The 25,525-nt window shown below is 72.1% G+C and carries 27 protein-coding genes and 1 other RNA gene; 10 read left to right on the top strand and 18 right to left on the bottom strand.

The window, feature by feature from the left end:
• Positions 1 to 8: 8 nt before the first annotated feature.
• Entirely contained in the window at positions 9 to 1,031 is a 1,023-nt protein-coding gene (locus M8542_RS00600; RefSeq protein WP_257917963.1) for a glycosyltransferase family 2 protein, read from the bottom strand.
• A gap of 84 nt (positions 1,032 to 1,115) precedes the next feature.
• On the opposite strand from M8542_RS00600, the gene M8542_RS00595 reads away from it, so the two are divergent.
• Both M8542_RS00595 and M8542_RS00590 read left to right on the top strand, forming a co-directional pair.
• Positions 1,116 to 2,213 carry a UDP-N-acetylglucosamine 2-epimerase gene (locus M8542_RS00595; protein ID WP_257917962.1) on the top strand — a complete coding sequence of 366 codons (1,098 nt, stop codon included), beginning with the start codon at positions 1,116 to 1,118 and terminating at the stop codon, positions 2,211 to 2,213.
• A gap of 58 nt (positions 2,214 to 2,271) precedes the next feature.
• A complete protein-coding gene (locus M8542_RS00590) occupies positions 2,272 to 2,826 on the top strand; it encodes a glucosaminidase domain-containing protein (RefSeq protein ID WP_257917961.1) in 555 nt (184 codons plus the stop codon).
• Here the strand turns inward: M8542_RS00590 and M8542_RS00585 are convergent.
• The 3 genes from M8542_RS00585 to M8542_RS00575 are packed head-to-tail and all read right to left on the bottom strand — an operon-like array spanning position 2,783 to position 4,234.
• Positions 2,783 to 3,280 (bottom strand): hypothetical protein, encoded by a 498-nt coding sequence (locus M8542_RS00585; RefSeq protein ID WP_257917960.1) that lies wholly within the window; start codon positions 3,278 to 3,280, stop codon positions 2,783 to 2,785. The two genes, M8542_RS00590 and M8542_RS00585, sit on opposite strands and share 44 nt — an antisense overlap.
• A complete protein-coding gene (recR, locus tag M8542_RS00580) occupies positions 3,270 to 3,866 on the bottom strand; it encodes a recombination mediator RecR (RefSeq protein ID WP_257917959.1) in 597 nt (198 codons plus the stop codon). The genes M8542_RS00585 and recR overlap by 11 nt, the downstream gene beginning before the upstream one ends.
• A 5-nt stretch (positions 3,867 to 3,871) precedes the next feature.
• A complete protein-coding gene (locus M8542_RS00575) occupies positions 3,872 to 4,234 on the bottom strand; it encodes a YbaB/EbfC family nucleoid-associated protein (RefSeq protein WP_257917958.1) in 363 nt (120 codons plus the stop codon).
• 79 nt (positions 4,235 to 4,313) lie between these two features.
• Between M8542_RS00575 and M8542_RS00570 the strand changes: the two genes are divergently transcribed.
• The gene (locus tag M8542_RS00570; protein WP_257917957.1) at positions 4,314 to 5,147 is read left to right on the top strand and encodes an N-acetylmuramoyl-L-alanine amidase; all 834 of its coding nucleotides are present in this window, start codon (positions 4,314 to 4,316) and stop codon (positions 5,145 to 5,147) included.
• A gap of 355 nt (positions 5,148 to 5,502) precedes the next feature.
• Here the strand turns inward: M8542_RS00570 and M8542_RS00565 are convergent, their stop codons facing one another.
• Complete coding sequence (locus M8542_RS00565; RefSeq protein WP_257917956.1) at positions 5,503 to 7,797, bottom strand: DNA polymerase III subunit gamma and tau; 2,295 nt, start codon at positions 7,795 to 7,797, stop codon at positions 5,503 to 5,505.
• An 89-nt stretch (positions 7,798 to 7,886) separates the two neighbouring features.
• Here M8542_RS00565 and M8542_RS00560 point away from each other — a divergent pair, with 89 nt between their 5' ends.
• On the top strand, positions 7,887 to 8,693 hold the full coding sequence (locus M8542_RS00560) for a spermidine synthase (protein ID WP_257917955.1): 807 nt from the start codon (positions 7,887 to 7,889) through the stop codon (positions 8,691 to 8,693).
• 6 nt (positions 8,694 to 8,699) lie between these two features.
• Here the strand turns inward: M8542_RS00560 and ffs are convergent.
• The 10 genes from ffs to M8542_RS00510 all read right to left on the bottom strand — a co-directional run bounded on the left by ffs (position 8,700) and on the right by M8542_RS00510 (position 17,909).
• Positions 8,700 to 8,794, bottom strand: an RNA gene (ffs, locus tag M8542_RS00555) — signal recognition particle sRNA small type.
• Positions 8,795 to 8,858: 64 nt separating this feature from the next.
• Entirely contained in the window at positions 8,859 to 9,458 is a 600-nt protein-coding gene (locus M8542_RS00550) for a GTP-binding protein (protein WP_257917954.1), read from the bottom strand.
• Entirely contained in the window at positions 9,436 to 9,783 is a 348-nt protein-coding gene (locus M8542_RS00545; protein WP_257918548.1) for a DUF742 domain-containing protein, read from the bottom strand. Before M8542_RS00545 ends, M8542_RS00550 begins: the two co-directional genes overlap by 23 nt.
• Entirely contained in the window at positions 9,783 to 10,217 is a 435-nt protein-coding gene (locus M8542_RS00540) for a roadblock/LC7 domain-containing protein (protein ID WP_257917953.1), read from the bottom strand. Before M8542_RS00540 ends, M8542_RS00545 begins: the two co-directional genes overlap by 1 nt.
• Complete coding sequence (locus M8542_RS00535; RefSeq protein ID WP_257917952.1) at positions 10,214 to 12,910, bottom strand: sensor histidine kinase; 2,697 nt, start codon at positions 12,908 to 12,910, stop codon at positions 10,214 to 10,216. The genes M8542_RS00540 and M8542_RS00535 overlap by 4 nt, the downstream gene beginning before the upstream one ends.
• Before the next feature lie 25 nt (positions 12,911 to 12,935).
• Entirely contained in the window at positions 12,936 to 13,724 is a 789-nt protein-coding gene (locus M8542_RS00530) for an ABC transporter ATP-binding protein (RefSeq protein WP_257917951.1), read from the bottom strand.
• Positions 13,721 to 14,593 (bottom strand): ABC transporter permease, encoded by an 873-nt coding sequence (locus M8542_RS00525; RefSeq protein WP_257917950.1) that lies wholly within the window; start codon positions 14,591 to 14,593, stop codon positions 13,721 to 13,723. The genes M8542_RS00530 and M8542_RS00525 overlap by 4 nt, the downstream gene beginning before the upstream one ends.
• On the bottom strand, positions 14,590 to 15,603 hold the full coding sequence (locus M8542_RS00520; protein ID WP_257917949.1) for an ABC transporter substrate-binding protein: 1,014 nt from the start codon (positions 15,601 to 15,603) through the stop codon (positions 14,590 to 14,592). Before M8542_RS00520 ends, M8542_RS00525 begins: the two co-directional genes overlap by 4 nt.
• 99 nt (positions 15,604 to 15,702) lie before the next feature.
• Positions 15,703 to 16,053: a hypothetical protein gene (locus tag M8542_RS00515; protein WP_257917948.1), complete on the bottom strand. Its 351-nt coding sequence runs from the start codon at positions 16,051 to 16,053 to the stop codon at positions 15,703 to 15,705.
• Positions 16,050 to 17,909 carry a glycosyltransferase family 39 protein gene (locus M8542_RS00510; RefSeq protein ID WP_257917947.1) on the bottom strand — a complete coding sequence of 620 codons (1,860 nt, stop codon included), beginning with the start codon at positions 17,907 to 17,909 and terminating at the stop codon, positions 16,050 to 16,052. Before M8542_RS00510 ends, M8542_RS00515 begins: the two co-directional genes overlap by 4 nt.
• An 89-nt stretch (positions 17,910 to 17,998) precedes the next feature.
• Between M8542_RS00510 and M8542_RS00505 the strand changes: the two genes are divergently transcribed.
• A complete protein-coding gene (locus M8542_RS00505; RefSeq protein ID WP_257917946.1) occupies positions 17,999 to 18,583 on the top strand; it encodes an O-methyltransferase in 585 nt (194 codons plus the stop codon).
• 24 nt (positions 18,584 to 18,607) lie between these two features.
• On the opposite strand, the gene M8542_RS00500 is transcribed toward M8542_RS00505, so the two are convergent.
• A complete protein-coding gene (locus M8542_RS00500) occupies positions 18,608 to 20,125 on the bottom strand; it encodes a sensor histidine kinase (protein ID WP_257917945.1) in 1,518 nt (505 codons plus the stop codon).
• A complete protein-coding gene (locus M8542_RS00495; RefSeq protein WP_276585749.1) occupies positions 20,103 to 20,852 on the bottom strand; it encodes a response regulator transcription factor in 750 nt (249 codons plus the stop codon). The genes M8542_RS00500 and M8542_RS00495 overlap by 23 nt, the downstream gene beginning before the upstream one ends.
• Positions 20,853 to 21,020: 168 nt before the next feature.
• Between M8542_RS00495 and M8542_RS00490 the strand changes: the two genes are divergently transcribed.
• The 5 genes from M8542_RS00490 (at position 21,021) to M8542_RS00470 (ending at position 25,085) form a co-directional block, all read left to right on the top strand.
• Positions 21,021 to 21,638, top strand: coding sequence for a hypothetical protein (locus M8542_RS00490; RefSeq protein ID WP_257917944.1), 618 nt, complete (start codon positions 21,021 to 21,023; stop codon positions 21,636 to 21,638).
• A 224-nt stretch (positions 21,639 to 21,862) separates the two neighbouring features.
• On the top strand, positions 21,863 to 23,017 hold the full coding sequence (locus M8542_RS00485; RefSeq protein WP_257917943.1) for a sensor histidine kinase: 1,155 nt from the start codon (positions 21,863 to 21,865) through the stop codon (positions 23,015 to 23,017).
• On the top strand, positions 23,014 to 23,670 hold the full coding sequence (locus tag M8542_RS00480) for a response regulator (RefSeq protein WP_257917942.1): 657 nt from the start codon (positions 23,014 to 23,016) through the stop codon (positions 23,668 to 23,670). Before M8542_RS00485 ends, M8542_RS00480 begins: the two co-directional genes overlap by 4 nt.
• Before the next feature lie 167 nt (positions 23,671 to 23,837).
• Positions 23,838 to 24,818 (top strand): S1 family peptidase, encoded by a 981-nt coding sequence (locus M8542_RS00475; protein WP_257917941.1) that lies wholly within the window; start codon positions 23,838 to 23,840, stop codon positions 24,816 to 24,818.
• Positions 24,819 to 24,887: 69 nt separating this feature from the next.
• Positions 24,888 to 25,085, top strand: a complete 198-nt coding sequence (locus M8542_RS00470; protein ID WP_257917940.1) for a hypothetical protein — start codon at positions 24,888 to 24,890, stop codon at positions 25,083 to 25,085.
• Here the strand turns inward: M8542_RS00470 and M8542_RS00465 are convergent.
• Entirely contained in the window at positions 25,075 to 25,521 is a 447-nt protein-coding gene (locus M8542_RS00465) for a nitroreductase family deazaflavin-dependent oxidoreductase (protein WP_257917939.1), read from the bottom strand. The two genes, M8542_RS00470 and M8542_RS00465, sit on opposite strands and share 11 nt — an antisense overlap.
• Positions 25,522 to 25,525 lie beyond the last annotated feature (4 nt).

Genomic DNA, 25,525 nt, shown 5'->3' with positions numbered 1-25,525 from the left:
CGGTGCACTCATCGGTCTCGCCGCCGGCGGGCACGCAGCGCCATGACGAGGCCACGGACCGCGCCCGCGCCGAAGCCGGCGCCGAACACCGGGGCCAGCTTCGCGACGGCCTTGGCTTCGGCGTTCGTCGCGCCGAAGCGCGTCACCGCCACACCGGCCGCGGCCGACCCGGCCGCCGCGAGCGCGACGGCCGTCTTCGGGCGCTTGACCGCGATGCCCAGGCCGAGCAGGCCGACGCCGAACGCGGCGAACAGACCGTTGCGAGCCGGGCCGGGCGAGCCGAGGTAGGAGTCGACGAAGGTCGTCCCGCGGAAGTAGGCCTGCGCGGCGAACTTCTTGAAGCTGTCGCGCCCGTGGTAGGTCGCGGAGAAGTCCGGGGCCAGGAAGATGCGGTGCCGTTCGGCGATCCAGCGCAGGACGCCGGTGTCGTCACTGGCGAAGCGGACGTCGTCGAACAGGGAGACGAAAGCGTCGGAAGCCGCTTCGAGAACGCCGCGCGGGGCGGAGAAGAATCCGGTGCCCTTCGGGAAGAGGTCGAACTCCTCGATGCCGAACGACATCAGTCGCGGGTCCGCGCAGTAGCGGCGCCACGGAATCTTCACGAGGCCGGCCATGAACCCGGCGTACGGGTTGTTCTCGGAGGCGACGTTGACGTGGCCGTTCCAGACCGTCCGCTCCGGGTGGTCGACCAGCTGGTCGCGCAGGAAGGTCAGCGAGCCGTCGTCCACCACCACGCGGCTGTCGAGCAGCAGGATCTGCTCCCCGCCCGCCTTGGCGATGCCCGCCCGCCGGGCCTCGAAGCGGCCGGAGTTGGCCTGGCTGAGCACCGTGATGCCGTGGCGTTCGCGCAGCTCGTCGAGCCGCGACGGCGTGGCGTCCGTGCTGCCGTCGTCGACGACCACGACCTCGATCGGCCAGTTCGCCGTCTCGGCCGAGGCGAGCAGCGCGCGGACGCTGCGTTCGATCCAGTCCTGCTCGTTGTAGACCGGGATCACGACGCTGAGCGAGGGGAGGAGCGGGTTCGCACTCACCGGGCCGAGGCTACCCGGCGGCCCCCGCGGCAGGTCGGCCAGTATCCTTACGCCACCGCACCCGATCGGAAATGGGCTCCTCTGGTGATTTCCTTCATTCTCGGCACCACCGCGGAACTGATCAAGATCGCGCCCGTCTACCACGGGATCCGCGAGCGCGGGATGCGGCCGAAGATCTGGTTCACCGCCCAGCACGTCGACGAGGTCGCGGACGTCCTCGCGGACCTGGACATGCCCGCGCCGGACGTCTGGCTGGTGCCGGAGGAGAAGGCGCACAACCTCGAGTCGCCGGCGCAGGTGCCGGGCTGGGCCGCGCAGGTCATGCGCACCGCCTGGAGCCGCCGCCACGAGCTGCGCGCCGCGCTCAACGAAGACGGCCGTCCCCCGCTGGTGCTGGTGCACGGCGACACGTTCACCACGCCGTACGGCTCGCTGATCGGGAAGCGCATCCTCAAGTCCCGCGTCGGGCACGTCGAGGCGGGCGCGCGGTCGGGCAGCATCCTCTCGCCGCTGCCGGAGGAGCTGAACCGCAAGATCGCGGCGAAGATCGTCGACATGCACTTCGCGCCGAGCGCGCGTGAGGTCAACAACCTGCGCCACGCCCGCGGCGTGGTCGTCGACACCGAGGCGAACACGGCGATCGACGCCATGCGGCTGGCCATCAACGGGCCGCTGGACGTGCCGAACCTGCCGGAGAAGTTCGGCCTCGCCACGCTGCACCGCTTCGAGCTGGTCTCGCGCCCGGACAAGTACCGCGAGGCGCTGGAGATCCTGCGCGAGCAGAGCCGCAAGATGCCGATCCTGTACATGGCGGGCGCGCCGGAGCGCGAGAAGATCCGCGCGCTGGGCATCGGGAACATCTTCGACGACCAGTTCATCGTCCAGCCGAAGATGCGGTACCTGAAGTTCCTCCCGCTGGTGGCGCGCGCCGAGTACGTCGTCACCGACTCGGGTGGTCTTTCGGCGGAGTGCTACTACCTCGGGCTGCCCTGCGCGGTGCACCGCGAGCGCACCGAGACGCCGCAGCACCTGGGCGAGACGGTGGTGCTGACCGAGATGCGCGGCGACAAGCTGCAGAACTTCCTCGACACGTACCAGAACCGGCGCGGCGAGTCCTGGATGGACAAGTACCACCCGTCCGAGATCATCGTCGACACGCTGGCGCAGCTCGGCTACTGCTGAGGTCCTCTTTGGAGTGATCCCGGTCGCCGGGTGACCGGCGGTCGGGCACCGTTCGGCCATGATCCACATCGGACTGGCGGCGGTCCTGCTGGTGACCCCTCCGATCGACCAGGCGTCGGTGCGCGACGCCGCACTCGACGCGGGCTACCAGGCGGAGTACGTCGGTTCGGCGGGCCCGATCGCCCAGGCGATCCACGCGGCGTACGACATCCCGGCGTCGGTGACGGTGGCGCAGTCGATCCTGGAGTCGAACTGGGGACGCAGCAAGCTGTCGACGGCCGAGCTGAATTATTTCGGCTTCAAGTGCGTGACGCCGACGAGCCCGGGGCCCATTGCGGTGCGGTGCGCTTCCTACCCGACAACGGAGTGCATTCCGTCGCCGTGTCATCCGGTGGATGCGTTTTTCCGCTCGTATGCCTCGGTTTTCGATTCATTCCGCGATTACGGCCGATTGTTGACGACGTCGTCGAACTACGCGGCGGCCCTGCCGGTGCGGGACGACCCGGACGCGTTCGTCCGGGCGGTGGCGCGGAAGTACGCCACCGACCCGGAGTACGCGAACAAGGTGATCAAGCTGATGGACCGGTACGACCTGCGCCGTTTCGACCGGTGAGCTTGGCGATCGCCCGGTCGTGGAAGCCGCCGGTGAGCTCGCCGAGCTTCTCGAAGAACGCGACCCCGCCCGCGGTGAGCGCGGCGAGCAGCTCCTGCTCACCGGTGACCCCGCGCCGGCTCGTGCCGTCGTCGAAAGCCAGGGTGAACCGCGCCCGGCCGCCGGGGATGGGCTCGAGCCGGAGCGCGCCGTAGCCCTCCCACAACCGGGTTTCCGCGTGCCCCTGCGCACGGTACTGCGCCACCACCTCGGCGAGGTCGTTCCACAGCCCCTCGACCGCCACGTGGATGGTCTCGTCGAAGATCGCGACCCCGCCCACCGTCAGCTCGACCACGCCGTCGCCGAGGAAGGCCTTCCAGCCGGGCAGCTCGGTGCACTCCCGGATGTCGACCAGCTTCGCCTTCCGGGCCCGCCCGATCAGCAGGAGCGTCCGGATTCCCCCGTCAGAGGGCACGGCGGCCCGAGAGCGCGCGGCCCAGCGTCAGCTCGTCCGCGAACTCCAGGTCACCGCCCATCGGCAGGCCCGACGCCAGCCGCGTCACGCTCAGGCCCGGGAAGTCACGCAGCATGCGCACCAGGTACGTCGCCGTCGCTTCGCCTTCCGTGTTCGGGTCCGTCGCGATGATGATCTCGCTGATGTCGGCCTCGCCGATGCGCTTGAGCAGCTCGCGCATCCGCAGCTGCTCCGGCCCGATGCCCGACAACGGGTCGAGCGCGCCGCCCAGGACGTGGTAACGGCCCTTGAACTCACGCGTGCGCTCGACCGCCAGGACGTCCTTCGGCTCCTCGACCACGCAGATGACCGTGAGGTCGCGGCGCTCGTCGCGGCAGATGCGGCACTTCTGCTGCTCGGAGACGTTGCCGCACACCTCGCAGAACTGCACGCCCTCCTTGACCTTGCCGAGCACGTCCTGCAGCCGCGCGATGTCGGCCGGGTCGGTGGCCAGCAGGTGGAACGCGATCCGCTGGGCGCTCTTCGGCCCGACCCCGGGCAGCCGCCCGAGCTCGTCGATCAGGTCCTGGACGACACCTTCGTACAAGTTCGTCAGCCGCCGAAGCCGAGCGCGCCGAGGTCCGGCATGCCGCCGCCACCGCCGCCGAGGCCGTTGGCCAGCGGGCCGAGCTTCTGCTCGGTGAGCTTCTGCGCGTTCGCCGACGCGTCGCGCACCGCGGCCACGACCAGGTCGGACAGCGTCTCGACGTCGTCCGGGTCGACCACCTTCGGGTCGATCTGCAGGCTCTTCAGCTGGCTGTCACCGGACACCGTCGCGGTAACCAGTCCGCCGCCGGCACTGCCGGTGACCTCGGTGTTGGCCAGTTCTTCCTGGGCCTCGACGAGCTTCTGCTGCATCTGCTGCGCCTGCTGCATCAGCTGGGAAAGGTCGAAGCCGCCGCCGGGTTGGGCCATGATCGCACTCGGTCCTCTCTGCACGACTGTGTCGTCCACCAGGGTAGTCGCGCCACGCCGGGTGCCGGGCTGTGGCACCGTGGTCGCCGTGCGACGCGCGATTGCCTCCCTCCTGCCGGCCGGTGCCCTGCTGCTCACCGGCTGCTCGCCGGCTCCGGCGCCCGCTCCGGCCCCGGTGGTCACCCGGACGGTCACGCCGTCCCCCGCTTCGGTGACGCCGTCGTCTTCCACGCCGGCGGCTCCCCCGCCGTCGACGCCCGCGGCCGGGAAGGTCGTCGTGCTGGACCCCGGGCACAACGGCGGGAACGGCGCGCACCCGGCGGAGATCAACCGGAAGGTGCCGGCCGGGCGCGGGCAGACCAAGCCGTGCAACACGACCGGCACCGCCACCAACGCGGGCTACCCCGAGCACGCGTTCACCTTCGACGTCGCCCAGCGGGTCGGACAAGCGTTGGCGGCCAAGGGAATCCGCGTGGTCTACACGCGACAGAACGACTCGGGCGTCGGCCCCTGCGTCGACCGCCGCGCGGCGATCGGCAACGACGCGAGCGCGGACGCGGTGGTCTCGATCCACGCCGACGGCTCGACGGCGGCGGGCGCGAACGGCTTCCACGTGGCGTATTCGTCACCACCGCTGAACGCGGCGCAGGGCGAGCCATCGCTGAGGCTGGCCCGGACGGTGCGCGACACGATGCGCACGAACGGCTTCAACACATCGAACTACATCGGCGGCGACGGCCTGTCGGCCCGTTCGGACCTCGGCGGCTTGAATCTTTCGACGCGCCCGTCGGTGCTGGTGGAGTGCGGCAACATGCGCAACGCAACGGAAGCGGCCCGCATGACGAGCGCAGAGGGAAGACAGTCGTTCGCGGCGGCCATCACGGCGGCCATCGAGGCCTATCTGGCCTCCTGACCCGCCGGCCCACTCGCACACCTGAACGGGTCGGCCGGCGTACCTGGAGGGTCGGCTCGCGCACCTGGCGGGTCGGCTCGCGTACCCGGAGGGTCGGCCGGTGAGCCGACCGCTTGGGCACGCCAGCCGACTCCCCGGGCGCGTGAGCCGACCGTCTGGGCGCGCCAGCCGACTCCCCAGGTACGTGAGCCGACCGTCCGGGCGCGCCAGCCGACTCCCCAGGCGCGAGAGCCGACCGTCTGAGTACGCCAGCCGACCCTCCAGGCACGTGAGCCGACCGGCTAGGTACGTGAGCCGACCGTCTGGGCGCGTGAGCCGACTGGCCAGGTACGCGAGCCGCCCCTTCAGGGCGGGGTCAGTCGAGTGGGCGGGCGCCCAGGTGGTCGGAGATGAGCTTGCGGGCCAGCTCGTCCGGGTCCTGGTCCGGTGGGGGCGGGGGTGGCGGTGGGGCCGGGCTGGCGTCCTCGTTGTAGAGGTCGTCGTCGTCCTCGTCGGACGGCTCCGGGGGCAGGGGGATGTCCGGCTCGCTGGTGGCGACCTTGGGGCGCGCCGGTGGCGGGGTCGCGGGCCGCGCAGGCGGCGCGGCGGGCGGTGGCGCCGCAGGTGCGGCCGTCGCCGACTGCCGGGTGAAGGACCGCTCCGGCGCGGGTGCGGCCGCCTGCTGGGGACGTGCCGCGGACGCCGCGGGGGCGTTGCCGTGCACGCACCGGACGCGCCAGTCGCCGCCCAGGACGTCGGTCAGCGCGCCGGCGATCTTCTGCGCGTTGTCCTGGTCGGACAGCCGGCGGGCCAGCGGCTCGGACTTGTGCGTGAGGGTGACGGAGTTCCCCTCGACCTCGGCGACGGTCGCCTGCGTCAGCATCGCCTCGAGGCTCCGGCCGCCGGTGAACTTGCGCAAGGCGGTCATGAGCTGCGGCCAGACGTTCCGGATCGCGGCGGCATCCATCCCCCCGGACGCGGCGGGCGCCTCGGCCGCGCCACCGCTCGAGGCTGCCGCCGGGGCAGGCGTGCCCCCACCCGGCGTACGCGGAGTTCCCCAACCACCGTCACCGGCCGGGGCAGGCGTGCCCCCACCCGGCGTACGCGGAGTTCCCCAACCACCGTCACCGGCCGGAGCAGGCGTGCCCCCACCAGGCGTGCGCGGAGTTCCCCAACCGCTTTCCGCAGGCTTGGCCGCGGGCTCGGCGGATGCGACCGCGGCCGCCGGGGCGGCGGGCGCGCTCGGCCCACCCCGGCCGCCGTCGCCCGCCGGAGCCGCCTGAGCGGCCGAAGCCGCCTGAGCGGCCGGAACCGTCTGTGCGGGCGGAGCCTGAGCGGCCGGAGCCGCCTGAGCTGGCGGGGCCTGCGTGGGCGGGGCCTGAGCAGGCTCCGGCGCCGCAACGGGCGCCGGACCAGCCGAAGCCGGCCGCTGCGAGGGCCGGGAGAACCGCTCCGGTGCCGCTCGCACCGGTGGCTCCACCCCGCCCTCCGTGGGCGCGCCACCGCCGCCGGCCAGCGTCGCGCGGCGTTCCAGGCGCTCGATGCGGGCCACCAGGGCCTTCTCCGCCTCCGTCACCGACGGCAGCAGCATCCGCGCGCACAACAGCTCGAGCACCAGCCGCGGCGAAGTCGCGCCGCGCATCTCCAGGAGTCCATTGTGGACGATGTCCGCGTAGCGCGAAAGCGTCGCCAGGCCGATGCGTTCCGCCTGCGCGACCATCCGCGACAGCTCTTCCTCCGGCGCGGACACCAGCCCGCCCGCCGAGTCCGGGACCGCGCGCAGCAGCACCAGGTCGCGCAGCCGGTCGAGCAGGTCCGTCGCGAACCGGCGCGGGTCGTGGCCCGCCTCGGCGAGCTTCTCGACCGTGCTGAACACCGTCGCCGCGTCCTCGGTCGACAGCGCGTCCACCATGTCGTCGATCAGCGCGACGTCCGTGACGCCCAGCAGCGCCACCGCGCGCCCGTACGACACGCCGTCCGGGCCCGCGCCGGCGAGCAGCTGGTCGAGCACCGACTGCGTGTCCCGCGCCGAACCACCGCCCGCGCGGATGACCAGCGGGTACACCGCCGGCTCGACCTGGACGCCCTCCGCCGCGACGTTGCGCTCCAGCAGGTCGCGCATCGCGCTCGGCGGGATCAGCCGGAACGGGTAGTGGTGCGTGCGCGAGCGGATCGTCGTGAGGACCTTGTCCGGCTCGGTCGTCGCGAAGATGAAGATGACGTGCTCGGGCGGCTCTTCCACGATCTTCAGCAGGGCGTTGAAGCCCTGCGTGGTGACCATGTGCGCCTCGTCGATGATGAACACGCGGTAGCGCGACTCCGCCGGCGCGTAGAACGCCTTGTCGCGCAGCTCGCGGGCGTCGTCGACACCACCGTGGCTCGCCGCGTCGAGCTCCGTGACGTCGACGCTGCCCGGGCCTTCGGGCGCGAGCGCCTTGCACGAGTTGCACTCGCCGCACGGGTCCGGGGTCGGGCCCTTGGCGCAGTTCAGCGAGCGGGCCATGATGCGCGCGCTCGACGTCTTGCCGCAGCCGCGCGGGCCGGAGAACAGGTAGGCATGGTTGATCCGCCCGGCGGACAACGCCGTGCGGAGGGGTTCGGTCACATGCTCCTGACCGACTACCTCGGCGAACGTCGCCGGACGGTACTTGCGGTACAGCGCGAGAGCCACGTCGCGAGGGTACCGGCAGGGTCCGACAGTTAGGCTCGCCGGTCGTGGCGCGAGGACGAAAGCCTGGTCCGGTACCCGGGCGGTACCCAGTGCGGTTCGGGACGGCGGAGCTGCTCCGCGACGCCGACCGCGCCAACGCCTGGCTGGTGTCGGTCGACGGCGTCGCCCAGTCGTACGTCGACCTCGACGACCCGGCCAACCTGGAGTTCGACTACGTCCGGCGCTTCGGCGACGTCGTCGACCACCTGCCGCCGGGGCCGCTGGACGCGCTCCACATCGGCGGCGCGGCCTGCACGCTGCCGCGGTACGTCGCCGCGTCGCGGCCGGGCTCGCGGCAGCTGGTGTTCGACGCCGACGGCGAGCTGGTCGAGCTGGTCCGCGCGCAGCTGGGGCTGCGGGTGCCGGGCCTGCGCGTCCGGGTGACGGACGGCCGAGCCGGGCTCGCGACCCGCCGCGACGACACCGCGGACCTGGTGGTGGTCGACGCGTTCGAGCGCGCAACCCTGGCCGGCGGCCTGGCGACCTGGGAGGCGACGACCGAGATCGCCCGCATCCTCCGCACCCCGGGCATCTACCTGGCGAACATCACGGACGGCGCGGGTCTGCCGTTCGCCCGCCGCGTGCTGGCGACGCTGCGGGAGGTGTTCCCGGAGGTGCTGCTGCTGGCGGACCCGGCGGTGCTGAAGGGCCGCCGCTTCGGCAACCTGGTGTTCACGGCCTCGGCGGCACCGCTACCGACGGCGGAGCTGACCCAGCGGGCGGCCTCGGCACCTTTCCCGACGAGCTGCGTACACGGCGCGGAGCTGCGCAAACTGGCGGGCAAGGCGACGCCGATCACGGATGAGGACGCCCCACCGTCACCCCAGCCCCCCAAAGACGCCCTGGGCCTGTTCTAGGGCAAAAAAAGGGGACCCCGCGCACCCGCCAGAGCCTGCTTATCCTTGCTGCCTTCCGGCCCTGGGGAGGTTCACAGGGTGGACGCCGCGCGGGGTCCGTGGATCAGTGTAGCCGGAGACGTACGGAGACCTCTCGGGAACCCCTGAGATACATCGCGGACCTATTCAGGCCCCCGCGCCCGCCTGGGCCCGGGCCTTCTTGAACGTGTTGTGCAGGACCGCCAGCAGCGCGTCCCGCACCGAAAGCTTCTGCCGCGCGTCGAACGTGATCAACGGGACGTCCTCGCTCACCGCCAGTGCCCAGCGGATGTCGTCCAGGTTGTGGCCGAGCGCGCCGTCGAACATGTTCACCGCCACCACGAACGGGAGGCCCGCGTTCTCGAAGTAGTCGACCGCCGGGTAGCAGTCGTCCATGCGGCGGGTGTCCACGATCACCAGCGCCCCCAGCGCGCCGTGGACCAGGTCCTGCCACATGAAGCCGAACCGGTCCTGGCCCGGCGTGCCGAACAGGTACAGCTTGACCTCGTCGTCGATCGTGATGCAGCCGAAGTCCAGCGCCACCGTCGTGGTGGTCTTGGCCGGGACGTGGCCCGTGCTGTCCACCGAAGCCGCCACCGACGTGATCGCCGCCTCCGTCGTCAGGGGCTTGATCTCCGAGATCGACGACACCGCCGTCGTCTTGCCGACGCCGAAGCCGCCCGCGATGACGATCTTGACCGGGGCCGGTGGGCGGGCGCCCGGCTCAGTGAATGGCTTCGAGTCCACGAATGACCCTTTCGATCATGCCGAGGTCGGCCGAGGTGTGGTTCGCCGGCCGCCGTACGACGACGTAGCCCAGCTCCGCCAGGTCCGCCACCAGCACGCGCGCGACGCCGATGTGCAGGCCGAGCAGCGCGGCCACCTCGGCGACCGACATCGTGCTGCGGCAGAGGGAAACGATCTCCTGCCGTTCGAACGTGAGCTTCGGGTGCGACGCCGCGCCGAGCCGGGACGTCATGACCTGGGCCTCGATCTCGAGGCTCTGGTCGACCGGCTGGGCGCGCCCCGAAGTCAGCAGGTACGGCCGCAGCAGCGAAGGTTCGTCGGCCATCACGCACCCACGGTGTTCTTGAGCTCCTCGATCAGGCCCGGCGTGAGGACTTCGGTGGCGCGGTTGGCGAACATCGCCATCTCGTAGGCGATCGTGCCGAGGCTGGCCTGCTTGGTGGCGAGGACGCCGAGCGAGCAGCCGATGCTGATGGTGCAGACCAGCAGGTAGCCGTGCTCCAGCTCGATGATCACCTTGTCCGGCGCGCCGAGCGGGTGGCTGTCGGAGACGCCGTGGGCGAGGCCGAGCATGGCCGAGGAGATCGCGGCGAGGCGGTCGGCGTTGGACCGCTCGAGCTCCGACGACATCGCGATCAGCAAGCCGTCGGCGGAGACCGCGATGGCGGCGATCGCGCCCGCGGTGTGTTGCGCGAAGCGGCTCACCAGCCAGTTGAAGTTCTGGGCCTCGACGCTGACACCAGCTGCGGGGATGCTCATTTCCTGCTCTCTTCTGCTCGTTCCGTCACACGACCGGCGACCACGCCTCGGGGCGGGCTGTCTGCCGTCATCTCGTCCGCCTTGGCCAGGCCGGCGGCGAACGCGTCGAACGCCGCCCGGTCGGCCGCCGGGTCCCGCCGGGCGCGGGAGACGACGGCGCGCGCGGGCGGCCTGCCCGCGGCCTGCGTCGGACGCAGACCGGGGGCGAGCTGGGCGCCGGGGACGCGGCGGACCAGGCCGTCGCGGGACGCCGGGGCTTCGGTGGCCATCGCCGAACCCCCGGGCACCCGCACCGGCAACGACACCTCCCGACCGGCACTTTCACGTGAAAGTGCGGGTGCGGGGGCGGAGCTTTCACGTGAAAGCGGCGCTTTGGGGGCGGAGCTTTCACGTGAAAGCGGCGGGGTGGTCGCCTCGGCGGCCTTCGTGAAGGCGCTCTGGAAGCCGTCCATGGCGGCCTTGGTCGCCTCCGGGTCGTGCCGCGGCTTGCCATCGGGCTCCACCGCCGGCGCGCCCGGACTCGGCAGCTGCGCGCCGCGGACGCGCCGGCGCAGGCCGCCGCGCGTCTCGGTGTCCGGCTCGGTGTCCGGCCAGACCGGCTCCAGCTGGTTGAACCAGCGGAAGCCGTGCGGGACGCCGAGCAGGGCCGGGATCGCCGGCGCCGGCAGCGGCTCGGCCGGCCGCAGTTCGTCCAAAGTGGACATCGCGACGGCCGCGGCCTCCGCGGGCACGGCCTGCGCCGGGATCACCGGCGCCGGCCCGGCCTTCGGCAGGGGCGCCGCGCGGTGGCTGAACAGCGACGGCGGGATGGTCAGCCGCGCGGTCACCCCGCCGGTCGTCGGCGTCGCGAGCAGTTCGACGCCGAGGTCGTGGCGCCGCGCCAGGCGGCCGACCACGAACAGCCCGAGCACGCTGGTCGGCGCGAGCTCCAGCCGTTCGCGTTCGACGAGCCGCTGGTTCTCCTCGGCGATCTTCTCCGCCGTCATCCCGATGCCGTGGTCGACGATGCTGACCAGGCAGGAGCCGCCGGCGAGGAACATCGTGTCGACCTCGACCACCGAACCCGGCGGCGAGAACGACGTCGCGTTCTCCAGCAGCTCCGCGAACACGAGCACCAGGTCGGCGCCGAGGGCCGACGAAAGCAGGATCTCGCCGACGACACCCAGCTTGACCCGCTGGTAGTCCTCGATCTCGGCGAGCGCGGACCGCAGGGCCGTGGCCAGCTCGATCGGGCCGGCGATGCGGGTTTCGTCGCGGGTGCCGGACACCACGAGCAGGTTGTCGGCGTTGCGGCGCAGGCGGGTGGAGAGGTGGTCGAGCCGGTAGAGGCTGGCCAGCAGCCGGGTGTCCTGCTCGTTGCGCTCGACCTCGTCGATCAGCGCGAGCTGGCGGCCGACGAGGTTCTGCGTGCGCTTGGCGACGTTCGCGAACATCAGGCCGGTGTTGCGCCGGGTGAGCGCCTGCCGTTCGACCAGCTCGGCCGCGGTGGTCTGGACCCGGTTGAACGCGGCGGCCAGCTTGCCCAGCTCGTCGCTCGACACGACGTCGATGGTGGCCAGCCGCGGCACCTGCGCCTCGGCTTCCTCGGTGTCGGTCACGCGGACGAGCTCGGTGCCGGCGAGGTCGGCGACCGACGTCGCCGCGCTGGTCAGCCGCCGCAGCGGCCGGGCGATCGAGCGGGACACCGCGACGGCGAGGAAGGCGACCAGCAGGAACAGCAGGCCCGCGCCGACGCCGACCAGCCACGCCAGCCGGGTGCCGGCGTCGGCGCGGCCGTTCGCCGCGTCGGCGATCTCGCCGGTGACCCGTTCCTGGACCAGTTTCCGCTGGCCCGCCTGGCTTTCCGACGCGCTGAGGACGTCCGCGACGTACTGGGTGGTCGCCACCGCGTCCCGCGGGTTTTCGACCTGGCCGGCGAGCTCGTCGATCCGGCGGCCGGCCTCGCTCTGCTCGACGTTGACGACCAGCGCGGACTGGTCGCGGTCGGTCTCGTCGTCGGCCTGCTGGACGAACCGGTCGGTGAAGATCGGCGCCTGCTGCGTCGCGTCGTCCAGGATGGACCGGCCGGCGTCCGGCGAAACCGCCGTCACGATCAACGCCATGCCGCGCAACGAGTTCTCCTCGTTCGCGCGCAGCAGCGCCTCGAGCGCGGTCAGCTCCCGGGTGCCCTCGGCGTCGCTGGTCAGCTGCGGGACGAGCCGCAGTGAATCGATTACCGCGCCGATCACCGCGTGGTAGGTGCGCGCGACGCTGTCGAGCGCGACACCGCGCCGCTGCGCGTTCTGCCGCAGCTCGTTCAGCGAGCCGACCCGGGTCAGCGCCGCGGAAAGCTCGTCGGGCGCGTCCTCGCCCAGCGACGACCGCACGCTCTCCACCGCCGCGTTCACCGTCTTCTGCTGCTGCAGCATCTGGTCGGCGGACATCGACGGCGTCGCGACGTACGCGCCGGTCAGCAGCCGTTCGCGCTGCAGCTGCCAGACCAGGCCGCCGAGCTGCTGCGTGTGCCGCGCCACCGTCGCCGACTGCGTCGCGGCCACGGCGCTGTTCGCCTGGGTCAGCACGAACGGCACCGACACCAGCACCACCGCGGCCAACGGGGGCAGGAGCAGCAGGTTCAGCTTGCCGCGAATGCCGAGCCTGGCGAGAAAACCCCCACCGGCGGCCCGTTCCGCGGCCGGCCTGCCGTGCCTCATCCCTGCACCTTCCCGTCTTCCGTTCTCACCCGTGGCCGGCCACCCGGCTGACGTGGCCGCGGTGCTGCTCCCGGACGAGGTCCTCGATCCGGGCGCGCAGCGCGAGGAACGCCGGTTCGCGCTTCACCGCCAGGTCCCGCTCGGCGGGCAGCGTCACCTCGACGTCGGCGGCGATCCGGCCCGGGTCGGAGGCGAGCACCACGACCCGGCCGCCCAGGAACACCGCTTCCTCGACGTCGTGGGTGACCATCAGCACCGTGGTGCCCGTGTCGGCGTGCACCTGGCGGATGAGCACCTGCATGTCCTCTTTGGTCTGGACGTCCAGCGCGCCGAAGGGTTCGTCCAGCAGCAGGACTTCCGGTTCGCACGCCAGCGCCCGCGCGATCGCGACGCGCTGCTTCTGGCCGCCCGAAAGCTGTCTCGGCAGCGACTTGCGCACCGCGTCGAGCCCGGTCTCGGCGAGGTACCAGTCGACGCGCTTGGCGCGCTCGGCCGCGTCGACCGGCAGCAGCTCGAGTCCGAACGCGACGTTCTTCTCGACGCTGCGCCACGGGTAGAGCGCGCCGGACTGGAACACCAGCCCGCGGTCGGGGCCGGGGCCGGTCACCGGGACGCCGTCGAGCGCGATCTCGCCCTCGGTCGGCCGGTCGAGCCCGGCCACCAGCGAAAGCAGCGTCGTCTTGCCGGACCCGCTGGCGCCGACGACGCAGACGAACTCGCCCCGCGCCACCGCGAGGTCGACGCCGTCGAGCGCCCGCGTCACCTTGCCGCGGACCACGTAGTCCTTCGCGACGTTCCGCAGTTCGAGGGTCATGCCGCCCACTTCCCGACCCGCGTGCGCAGCAGCCGCAGCAGGACGTCGATCAGGAGCCCCGCGACGCCGATGACGACCAGCACGGCGAAGATCTTGTCGGTCTGGAGGAACCGCTGCGCGCGGACGATCCGGTAGCCGAGCCCGGCCGAGGCGTTGATCAGCTCGGCGACGACCACGAAGTTCCACGCCGCCGCGGCGTTGACGCGGATCGCGTCGATCATCCCCGGCAGCGAGTGCGGCACGATGATCTTGCGCAGCACCTCGCCGCGGCGCGCGCCGAGCGTGTAGGAGACGTCGATGAGCGAGCCCGGCACGCCACGCACGACGTCGGCGGTCATCAGCGTGTTGAAGAAGACCGTGCCGATGAAGAGGAGGACGATCTTCGACGGCTCGCCGATGCCCAGCCAGATGATCAGCAGCGGGATGAACGCGCTCGCCGGCAGGTAGCGCAGCAACCCGATCAGCGGCTCGAAGAACGCCTGCCCGGCGGCGAACGCGCCCATCAGGATGCCGAGCGGCACCGAGACGAGCACCGCGAGGCCGAAGCCTTCGAGCACGCGCTGGGTCGTCGCCCAGGCGTCGTCGAAGAGCTCGCCCGTGCTCGCCATGTCGGCGCCCGCCTTGAGCACGGCGACCGGCGACGGCAGGAACGTCGAGTCGACGGCCCCGCTGACGCTGAGCACGACCCAGGCCAGGAGCGGGATCGCGAACGACAGCACCGCGAGCGTCCAGCGCGCCGACGCGGAAATGGGCGTGCGCAACGAAAACAGCGCCGACACCCGCTTCGGCGCGGCCCGCCGCGGCAGGGGCGCCCACGCCGGGCGCCCGGACTCCCGCCGCTCGGCGAGCTGCTGGGCCGGCGGGGTCACTGCGGCGCGGCCTTCACGAACTGGTCGTCGAACAGCCCGTCCAGCGAGGGCCGCTGCTGCGCGAGCCCGGTGTTCACGATGAAGTCGATGATCTTGTTCGCCTGGAAGTCGAGGTGCTGCGCGGTCACCCCCGGCGTGAACGCGTCGAGGTTCTGCTGGCGCGTGAAGATCGTGGTGCCGGCGTCGTAGGTCTGGTAGTCCGCGTCGGAGACCCCGCCGCGCTTGGCCATGATCCCGACGGCCGCGGCCTTGTTGGCCTTGATCCACGCCAGCGTGTCGAACCAGGTGTTGACCAGCGCCTGGACGTCCTTCGGGCGCTCCTTGACCAGCTTCTGCGAGGTGACGAGGTGGTCCGGGATGGCGCCGGGGAACTCGGCCGACGACGAGATCGCGCGGCTGCCCTGGCGCTCGAGGGCCTTCGAGGTGAACGGCGCGAACGCGGCGACGGCGTCGACCTGGCCGCCGGCGAACGCGGCCGCCGCGGCGTCGGTCGGCAGGTTGACCAGCTCGATGTCCTTTTCGGTCAGCTTCGCCGACTGCAGCGCGAGCAGCAGCAGGTAGTGGTCGACCGCGCCCTGCTCGACGGCGACCTTCTTGCCCTTGAGGTCGGCGACGCTGGTGATCCCGTCCCGCGCGATGATCTTGTCGTTGCCGGTGGAGTTGTCGTTCACCAGCACGATCGACAGCTTGGCCCCGCCCGAGAGCGAGGACAGCGTGTCGTTGAGGGTCTGGCTGTTCGCGTCGATGGCGCCGCTGGAAAGCGCGTTGATGCTGTCGGTGTAGTTGTCGAAGTACTTGAGGTCGACGTTCACGCCGTTCTTGGCGAACAGGCCCTGCTCCTGCGCCACCTGCCAGGGGAACCAGCCCGGCCAGGCGCTGAACCCGAGGGTGAGCTTGCCGCCGCTGCCGGCGGCGGAACTGTCGCTGCACCCCGAGAGCGCGGTGACCCCGGCCAGGGTCAGCAAGGCCAGGAGCACCGTCAGCGGACGGCGGCGGGAACGGGAAATCACAACGGACTCCAGAGGGCGGGGAAGTGGAGTGACGCCGTCGCCAAACGGGCGGCGGCGGCCGCGAGCCTAGCGACTAGCACAAGATCCCCACAACGCCCGTCAATGCAGCCGAACGAGTGACCCTCCATCGGGACGACCAGCGATATCGAGCCCCTCGAAGATCAACTCGCCCCCATTCCGGTCGGCCGCCCGGTCAAGATCGCCGAGTACGCCGAACGGCCGTTCGTGCAGCTGCACAAGCGAAACAGCCTTGCCGTTACCACACCGCCGGGCCGCGCCGAGTTCGCCGTGGACGGTGCTCCGACGGTCCCGAACAATCGTTCGTAATGCGCCGATCAGCGGAACGGTGATCGAACAGGTGTCCGCATCCGCGGTTACCGCACGGATCCGGAAATCCGCGAATGTTTCGGCGACTGTTAACACGGCCGAAACAATCGGAATTTCGGTCAAGCGACCGATTTTGTCAGGTCGTAAACCGTCGTGCCGCCGACAGTGACCGGCGTGAAGTTCTGCTCGACCCAGCTCTCGATTTCCCCCGCGGTGCCGCGGCCACCGCCGAAGCCGCCGCGGCCACCCGCGACGTAGTAGTGGATGTCGCCGGCGGCGACGTACTGCTCGAACCGCGCCAGCGTCGGCGCCGGGTCGCTGCCGCTGAAGCCGCCGATCGCGAGCACCGGGCGGCCGCTCGAGAGCGCGAGCCCGGCCGACTGCATCGCGCCGCTCTGCGCCGCGGCCCACTTCGTCGTGGTGTCCTTCAGCAGGTCGATCACCGCGGCGTCGGCCTGCCCCTCACCGAAGCCGCCGCGCGCGCCGAACCCGCGTCCACTCGCGACCGCCGGGCCGGACGACGGCGTGCCACCCGCGTGCGCGGTCGCCGCCGTGGCGAGGGTGAACGACGTCGTCCCGAGCAGCGCACCGCACAACCCGAGCACGGCCACGACCGGGCCGAGCCGCCGGACCCGGTCGGCGCCGAACAGCAGGGCGAGCACCGCGGCCGCGGCCGGCACGAGCACGGTGTAGCGGATCCAGGGCTGCCACTCCGGCGTCCGGGCGAGGAGCACGAAGGCCCAGACCGCGCTGCTCGCGAGCAGCACCGCGAGCACCGCCCGGGCCGCGAAGTTCGCCCGGCCACGCCAGAGCTCGCGCGCGGAAATCCCCAGCGTGCCGGCGATCCCGGGGGCCAGCGCGACCGTGTAGTACGGGTGGATGATGCCGCTCATGTAGCTGAACACGAGCGTGGTGACGACCAGCCAGCCACCCCACAGCAGCAGCGCCGCGCGCGTCCGGTCGGTGCGCGGCGCGCGGCGGGTGAACCACAGCCCGGCGACGAGACCGAGCAGCGCCGCGGGCAGCAGCCACGACGCTTCGCCGCCGAACTCGCCGCTGAACAACCGCGTCAGGCCGGTTTCCCCGCCGAACCCGCCGAAGCCGCGCCCGCCACCGCCCGCCGGCGCGCCAGTGCCACCTCGGCCTTCGCCGAAGATCCGGCCGAGGCCGTTGTAACCGAAGGCCAGCTCCAGCACGGTGTTGTCGGTCGAGCCGCTGATGTAGGGCCGGTCCGCGACCGGCCACAGCGCGACGGCCACGACCCACCAGCCGGCCGAGACGAGCACCGCACCGGCCGCGGCGAAGAGCTGCCCGATCCGGCGGCCGGGTGACGTCGGCGCCGCGACCGCGTACGCCAGCACGAACGCGGGCAGCACGAGGAACGCCTGCAGCATCTTGTCGAGGAAGCCGAACCCGATCGCGACCCCGGCGAGCACCAGCCACCCGGTGCTCGCGTGCTCGAGCGCGCGGACGACGCAGTACGCGCCGGCGACGAGCAGCAGCACGAGGAAGGCGTCGGGGTTGTCGTACCGGAACATGAGCGCGGCGACCGGCGTCAGGGCGAGCGCGGCCCCGGCGAGCAGCCCGGCGCCCGGCCCGGACAGCCGTCGCACGGCGAGGTAGAGCAGCCCGGCCGACGCGACGCCGGCGAGCGCGTTCGGCACCAGCAGGCTCCAGCTGGAGAAGCCGAAGAGACGTCCGGACAACCCCATGACCCACAACGAAAAGGGCGGTTTGTCGACGGTGACGACGTTGCCCGGGTCGAGCGAGCCGAAGAACAGCGCCTTCCAGCTCCACGTGCCGGCCTGCGCGGCCATCGCGTAGAAGTCGTTGCCCCAGCCGGTCTTCGCGAGGTCCCACAGGTAGAGCAGGCCGGTCCCGACGAGCAGCGCGGCGACGGAAGGCTTGACCCACCGCGGTTTCCGGACGGCTTCGGGCGCGGGCTGGGCGTGTTCGGGCGCCGACAGCGTGGTCGTCATGGCTCCGACCGTGTCGGCGCCGCATGTGGTGAACTTGTGGCGAAGCTGTGCACCGGCTGTGGATCGGTCCCGATCGGGTGGTGAAGGTCATGCCGGAGAACGACGATCTGCCCGCGGTGGTGCGACGAGCGGTGGCGGCCGCCGCGAGCACGGGGTTCGGCCGCTCCTGTCATCCCGCCCAGGGCCGGTTGCTGCGGCTGCTGGCCGGCGGCGTCGAAGGTGGCGTGATCGGCGAAACCGGGACCGGCTGCGGGGTCGGCCTGGCCTGGCTCGCCGCCGGGGCGGGGCCGGGCACGACGCTGGTCAGCGTCGAACGGGATCCCGGGCGGCACGCGGCCGCCGCCGAGGTGTTCGACGGCGTGCCGAACGTGACGCTCCTGCTCGGCGACTGGCGGGAGCTGGCCGCGGCGGCGCCGTTCGACCTGCTGGCCCTGGACGGCGGCGGGCAGGGCAAGGACACCGAGCCCCCGCTGGCGCCGCGGCGCTGGTTGCGGCCACACGGCACGCTCGTCATGGACGACTTCACGCCGATGTCGTCCTGGCCACCGGTGTTCCAGGGCGAGCCCGACGCAGCGCGGCTGCACTGGCTCCGGCACCCCGACCTGCTGGCGACCGAGCTCCGCCTGACCCCGGACCTCGCCACAGTGGTCGCCCGGCTGGTCGTGAGTGGTTAGGGCGGTTCTAACCGCCCTAACCACTCACGACGGAGCCGGCGCCGCCATGAAGGTCATCTCGAACTCCGTCCGCCCCGGCCGGCTCTGCACCCCGACCCGGCCGCCGTGCGCGCCCACCACCGCCGCGACGATCGCCAGCCCGAGGCCGGTGCTGCCCGCCGCCCGTGAGCGCGAGTTGTCGCCGCGGGCGAAGCGCTCGAAGATGTTCGGGAGGATCTCCGGCGGGATGCCCGGGCCGTCGTCGGCCACGCGCAGCCGGAGCACTCCGTCCGATGTGGACAGTGTGGTGGTCACCGTCGTGCCCGGCGGGGTGTGCGTGCGGGCGTTGGCCAGCACGTTGATCACCACCTGGTGCAGCTGACCCGCGTCACCGAGGACGCCGATCGGCTCGCCCGGGACGTCCATCAGCCACTTGTGGTCCGGCCCCGCGACGTAGGCGTCGGCGACCGCGTCCGCCACCAGCCGGCACAGGTCCACCCATTCGTGCACCACCGGGCGGCCCGAGTCCAGCCGGGCGAGCAGCAGCAGGTCCTCCACCAGCGTCGTCATCCGGCGCGACTCGGACTCGACGCGGCTCATCGCGAACGCCACGTCCGGCGGCACCTGCTCGCCGCCGCGGCGGGTCAGCTCGGCGTACCCGCGGATCGCCGCCAGCGGCGTGCGCAGCTCGTGGCTCGCGTCCGCGACGAACTGGCGGACCCGGTTCTCGCTCGCGTGCCGCGCGGTCAGCGCGTTCGCGACGTGCTGCAGCATCCGGTTCAGCGCCGAGCCGACCTTGCCGACCTCGGTGTTCGGGTCGGTGTCGGCCTCGGGCACCCGTTCCGACAACGCGACTTCGCCGCGGTCCAGCGGCAGCTCGGAGACGCGCGTCGCGGTCGCGGCCAGCCGGTCGAGCGGCTGCATCGTGCGGCGGATCGTCGCCGCCCCGGCCGCGCCGGCCACCAGGATCCCGGCCAGCGCGACGCCGCCGAGGATGAACCCCAGCCGCCAGAGCGTCTCGTTGACGTCCTTGAGCGGCAAACCGATGACGGTCTTCTCGCCGGCCGGCGACGTCGTCGAGACCACGCGGTACTCGCCGAGGTTGCCGCCGAGGTCGATGCTGCGCTGCTTGCCGTCGGCCGGCACCGCGAGCAGCGTCAGCACCTGGTTGGCCGGGATGCCCCGGAACGGCGGCTTGCGGCTCGACGGCACGCCGACGCTGGAGTCGAGCACCGCGGCCGAGGCCACCGACCCGGACTGGACGACGGCGAGCGTGCCGTCGCCCTGGCCGACGACGCGCAGCGCGTCCGGCGGCTTGGGCTGCCCGCCGTAGTTCCACGGCGGCGGCCGGTCCCCGCCGTGCGACGCGCGTTCGCTGGCCGCGGCCAGCCGCTTGTCCTGCTGGCCGACGAGGAACTCGCTCAGCGCGAACTCCGTGACCACGCCGACGACCAGGCACACCAGCGCGAGCAGCGCGGCGAGCTGGACGATCAGCCGCCGCCGCAGCGACCACGGCCGCCGCGCCCGGAACCGCCGTGGCTCAGCCCGCTGGCTTGAGGACATACCCGGCGCCCCGCATGGTGTGGATCATCGGCTCGCGGTCGGCGTCGATCTTCTTGCGGAGGTAGGAGATGTAGAGCTCGACGATGTTGGCCTGACCGCCGAAGTCGTAGCTCCACACGCGGTCCAGGATCTGGGCCTTCGACAGCACGCGCTTGGGGTTGCGCATGAGGTAGCGCAGCAGCTCGAACTCGGTCGCGGTCAGCGGCACGAGGTCGCCGCCGCGGTGCACCTCGCGGCTGTCCTCGTCGAGGGTGAGGTCGCCGACGACCAGCTGCGAGCCGCTCGCGCCGGTGACCCCGCCGGCGCGGCGCAGCAGCGCGCGCAGGCGCAGCGCGACCTCTTCGAGGCTGAACGGCTTGGTGACGTAGTCGTCGCCGCCCGCGGTGAGCCCGGCGATGCGGTCCTCGACCGCGTCCTTCGCCGTCAGGAACAGCACCGGCAGGTGGGGCGCCTCGGACCGCATGCGGCGCAGCACTTCGAGGCCGCTGAAGTCGGGGAGCATGACGTCGAGGACGACGGCGTCGGGCCGGAAGTCGCGCGCGATCCGGACGGCTTCGGTGCCGTCGCCCGCGCTGCGCACCTCCCAGCCCTCCATGCGCAGGGCCATCGACACGAGCTCGGCCAGCGTCGCCTCGTCGTCGACGACGAGGACCCGCACCGGGCTCCCGTCGGCGCGGCGCAGGTCGGCCTTGCCGGGGCCGGGTGACGTGGCGTTCATAGCGGTCATAGTGCCATCTTCTCGGCGGCCCATCAGTGCTCACTGTGCGCTCGCTGTGCGTTTCCTGTGAGAGTTCGTTCGTTCGAGGCACAGCACCCGCTGACGCCCCGCACAGCTCAAACACAGCCACGGCGGTGAACCTGAGCTGGACCAGTGTGGGCACCACCGGAGGACACGATGACGACCGAGCCGACGCCGACCACGCCTGAGCCGGCCCCCGCCAACTGGGGCGACCCGGCCCCGGCCGCACCGAAGAAGGGCTGGTCCGGCAAGAAGACGGCGATCGCGGCCGGTATCGCGGTGGTGATCGCGGCCGGCGGCGGCGCGGCGATCTGGGCGGGCACCAGCAGCGCCGACAATTCCGCCCAGCAGGGCCCGGGCGGCTTCGGCGGCCCTGGCGGCGGCCAGTTCAACGGCCGCGGCGGCATGCCGGGCGGCGGTTTCGGCGGCGGCATGACGGCCCTGCGCGACGCGCTGCACGGCGACTTCGTGGTGTCGAACGGCAGCGGCGGCTACACGACCGAGCGCCTCCAGACCGGCGACGTCACGGCGCTGAGCGCGACGTCGGTGACGTTGACGAGCAAGGACGGCTACAAGCAGACGTACACCCTCGACGGCTCGACCCAGAAAACGGGCGACGTCAAGCAGGGCGACACGAACGTGACGGTGGTGGCGAAGGTGGACGGCCAGACGGCGACGGCGACATCGCTGGGCCAGGGCTTCGAGCCGGGCCAGCGCCAGCCGGGCCAGCGCCGCAACGGCGACGGCAACTACTCGGCCCGCCCCACGAACTGACCCACCCCCGCCCGGCCCCAAGCGCCCCAATGTGGCCTTCGGTGCGTGAGACGCACCCAATGTGGCCTTCGGTGCGTCAGACGCAACCAAGGCCACATTGGGGCGCTCCGGACCTGCGCCGGCCGGTGCCCTCTGACCGGGAACGTCCCGATGCCGCGTCCCCCCTCGCGTCGCATCGGGGCGTTCCCGCCCACCGCCGTCGCCGTTAGGGCAGAGTTGCCGGTGTGCACGGCATCAGCGGATCTCTGCGACGGCAGTCGCTGCTGGTCGCGCTAGTCTGCGTGGTCTGTGACGCCGCCCTGTTCGGCATCCGCGGCCCGCTCGGCGAAGCCGGCTGGCGCGCCTGGGTCGTGCTGCTCGGCGGGATCGCCGTCAACGCCGCCCTCGCCGGGCCCGCCCGCTACTCCGGCTGGGTCGCCCTCGCGCACGCCGTCCTCTTCGCCGGCTCGCCGTTGCTGCTGTGCACCTGCACCGGTTACGTCATCGGCAACAACGCCGGCATCCTGATCGCCGGCTACCGCGCCGGCGCCTGGCTGCGCCCGAAACCCGCGGTCCTGGCGTTGCTCGCGCTGCTGGCCGGGGTCGTCGCCGGGTGCATCGAAGGCGGTGGCCGCACCGCCGCGGACTGGCGGCTGACCGCCGTCAGCGTCAGCGTCAGCAGCCTGCTGCCCTGGCTGGTCGGCCGGTACACGACGGCCCGCCGCGCCTACATCGCCGACCTCGAACGCGAAGCCGACGAACGCCGCCAGCACGAAGAAGAAGCCGTGCGGCGAGCCGTCCTCGAGGAGCGCACGACGATCGCGCGCGACCTCCACGACGTCATCTCCCACCACGTCAGCGCCATCGGCGTGCACGCCGGCGCCGCGCGGCTCGGCCTGCCCGACGGCGACGGCCCGGTCCGCAAGTCCCTCGGCGCGGTCGAGTCCGCGAGCCGCTCGGCGATGGCCGACCTGCGCCGGCTCCTCGACCTCCTGCACGCCGATCCCGACGCCGACCAGCCCGGTCTCGACAACCTCGGCGAGCTGGTCGAGACCGTCCGCGCGGCCGGCCTGCCCACCCGGCTGACGCTGGGCGGCGAGCCCCGCGAGCTGCCCGGCTCACTCGACGTCGCCCTCTACCGGATCGCGCAGGAAGCCCTGACCAACGCGCTGCGCCACGGCGAAGGCCCGGTCGAGGTCGAGCTGAACCACGGCCGCACCGAGGTCGTGCTCGCCGTGACCAACGGCCTGCGCCCCGGCCGCACCCCGCGCAACGAGCACGCGCACCGCGGCCTGGCCGGGATCCGCCAGCGCGTCACCCTGTTCGGCGGCCAGGTGTCCTACGGCGAAGCCGGCGAGCGCTGGCAGCTGCGCACGACTTTCCCGGTGGAGAGCACATGATCCGCGTCCTGCTGGCCGACGACCACGCGATGTTCCGGTCCGGGATGCGCGCGCTGCTCGACACCCAGCCCGACTTCACCTGCGTCGGCGAAGCTTCCGACGGCCGCGAAGCCGTCGCGGAAACCGCGCGCCTGCGCCCCGACGTCGCGGTCCTCGACGTCCGGATGCCCCGCCTCGACGGCCTCGCCGCGACCGAGGCGATCCTCGCCGCGCCGGGCAACGACACCCGCGTCATCGTGCTCACGACCTACGACGCCGACGAGTACGTCTACCGCGCGCTGCGGGCCGGCGCGAGCGGGTTCCTGCTGAAGAGCCTGGCGCCGGAGGAGCTCGTCGCGGCGATGCGGGTGGCCGCGCGCGGTGACGCGCTGATCGACCCGTCGGTGACGCGGCGGCTGGTCGCGAAGTTCGCCGCGGTGCTCGAGCCGGCGGCCGCCGAACCCCCGGAGCTGGCCCGGCTGACCTCCCGGGAGCGCGAGGTCCTGCTGCTGATCGCGACCGCCTGCAGCAACGCCGAGATCGCGCGGCAGCTGCACGTCGGCGAGGAGACGGTGAAGACGCACGTGTCGCGGGTGCTGGCGAAGCTCGGGCTGCCCGACCGCGTGCACGCCGTCGTCTACGCCTACCGGCACAAGCTCGTGCCCGGCGAATAAGCCGGTTCTGCCCCGGATACGACGTTCGTCGGTGTTGCCGCGGCCGTTCGGCAGGGCACGATCGGGCGCGTCAGTTCTTTACCGACCAGGTTCTCGCGAGTCCCGTCGGGAATTCCCGACTGGGTCCGGCCCCACTCTTCGCGGAGCCTTCGGAGCAGGGAGAACGCATGCGAACAACTCGTGCCAGGATCGGTGTTCTCGGCGTTGCCACGTTGGGCGCGCTCACACTCGGGGTGTCCATCACGCCGGCGGTGTCCGCCGCGGCGGACCCGCTGGCGGTGTTGAGCAGCTTCGGCGCCGCGACCGGCGGTTACCACCTCGAGGCGGGCAAGCCCGTCGTGAACGTGCTGACCGAAGCCGACGCCGCCAAGGCGAAGTCTTCCGGGGTGACCGCGAAGGTGGTGCGGCACAGCCTCGGCGACCTGACCGCGGCCAAGCAGCAGCTCGACGCGCTCGGCAGCGTCCCGAACGCCGGCTGGGGCTTGGACATCGCCCGCAACCAGGTCGTCGTCGACGTCTACGACGCCACCCCGGCGGCGCAGCGCGACAGACTGCTCGAAACCGTGCGGCAGTACGGCGATCTCGCGCGCGTCGAGCGGCACCCGGGCGCGATGTCGCTGTTCATCAAGGGCGGCGACGAAATCAGCAACGGCCGCGGCCTCTGCTCCAACGGGTTCAACGTGGAGAAGGACGGCCAGAAGCTGCTGCTGTCGGCCGGCCACTGCGAGGTGCTCGGCGGCGGCGGGCCGTGGAACGGCGGCGCGACCGTCGGCTTCAAGTTCCCCGACGAGGACAACATGCTCGTCGAAAACGCGTCCGGCGAAGGACCGAGCGAGGTCACCGACGGCACGAAGATCACCGAATTCGCCGACGCGGTGGTGGGCGAGCAGATGAAGCGCGATGGCCGCACCTCGGGCGTGACCTCGGGTGAGGTCACGAAGGTCGACTACACCTTCGAGGCCGAGGGCTACACCGTCTACCACGAGTTCTGCACGACGGCCACGTCCGCGGGCGGCGACTCCGGCGGCCCGGCCTACGACGGCGGCAAGGGCCTCGGCACGCTTTCCGGCGGCGACGGCTCGACGTCGTGCTTCTTCCCGGCCACCCTCTCCGCCCAGCGGTACGGCGTGACCCTGCCGCAGTCCTGACCGCGGTACCGACCCCGGGCCGGCCGGCACGAACTCGTGTCGGCCGGGCCGCGGACCTAAGCTGGGCCGATGAAGCGGTGGATCACCCTCGCGGTCGGGATCGTGTTCGTGCTGGTCGGCGCCGTCTGGGTGCTGCAGGGCATCGGAGTCATCACCGGCAGCTTCATGACCGGCCAGAAGCTGTGGTTCCTGATCGGGCTCGCCGCGTTCCTGGTCGGCGTCGTCCTGGTGGCGGCGAACCTGACGCGGCGCAAACCTACTTCGTGAAGATCTCGAAGATCGGGTAGCCGGGCGCGATCTCGCGCAGCTTCTCGTCCGACGCCTTCGCGTCGACGCCGTCGAAGAACATTCCGACCTCGAACTTCCACCGCTTGAGGTACGCGCGGAGGATGCCCGGCTTCTCGTCGTCGGCCAGCTCCCGGAACGTGAACTCTTCGACGCGCTTCCCCACGCGCAGCGAACCCTGGCCGGCGGCCCGCAGGTTGCGCACCCACTGCGTCTCGCCACGCGGGGCGACGAGGTACCGGACGCCGTCGACGGTCAGCAGGTTGACCGGCACCGACCGCGGCTCGCCGCTCTTGCGGCCGACGACGGTCAACACCCGGCTGCCCCAGACGCTGAAGCCCATCCGGGTCAGCTGCGCGACAGTCCGGTGGAAAACGTTGGTGGCCTTCTTCGGCTCGATGTAGCGGGCGGCGGTCATGACG

Origin of the sequence: Amycolatopsis iheyensis (genome assembly GCF_024703995.1) — a bacterium.
Lineage (GTDB): Bacteria > Actinomycetota > Actinomycetes > Mycobacteriales > Pseudonocardiaceae > Amycolatopsis > Amycolatopsis iheyensis.
This window is presented reverse-complemented; position numbering and strand designations above follow the sequence as displayed.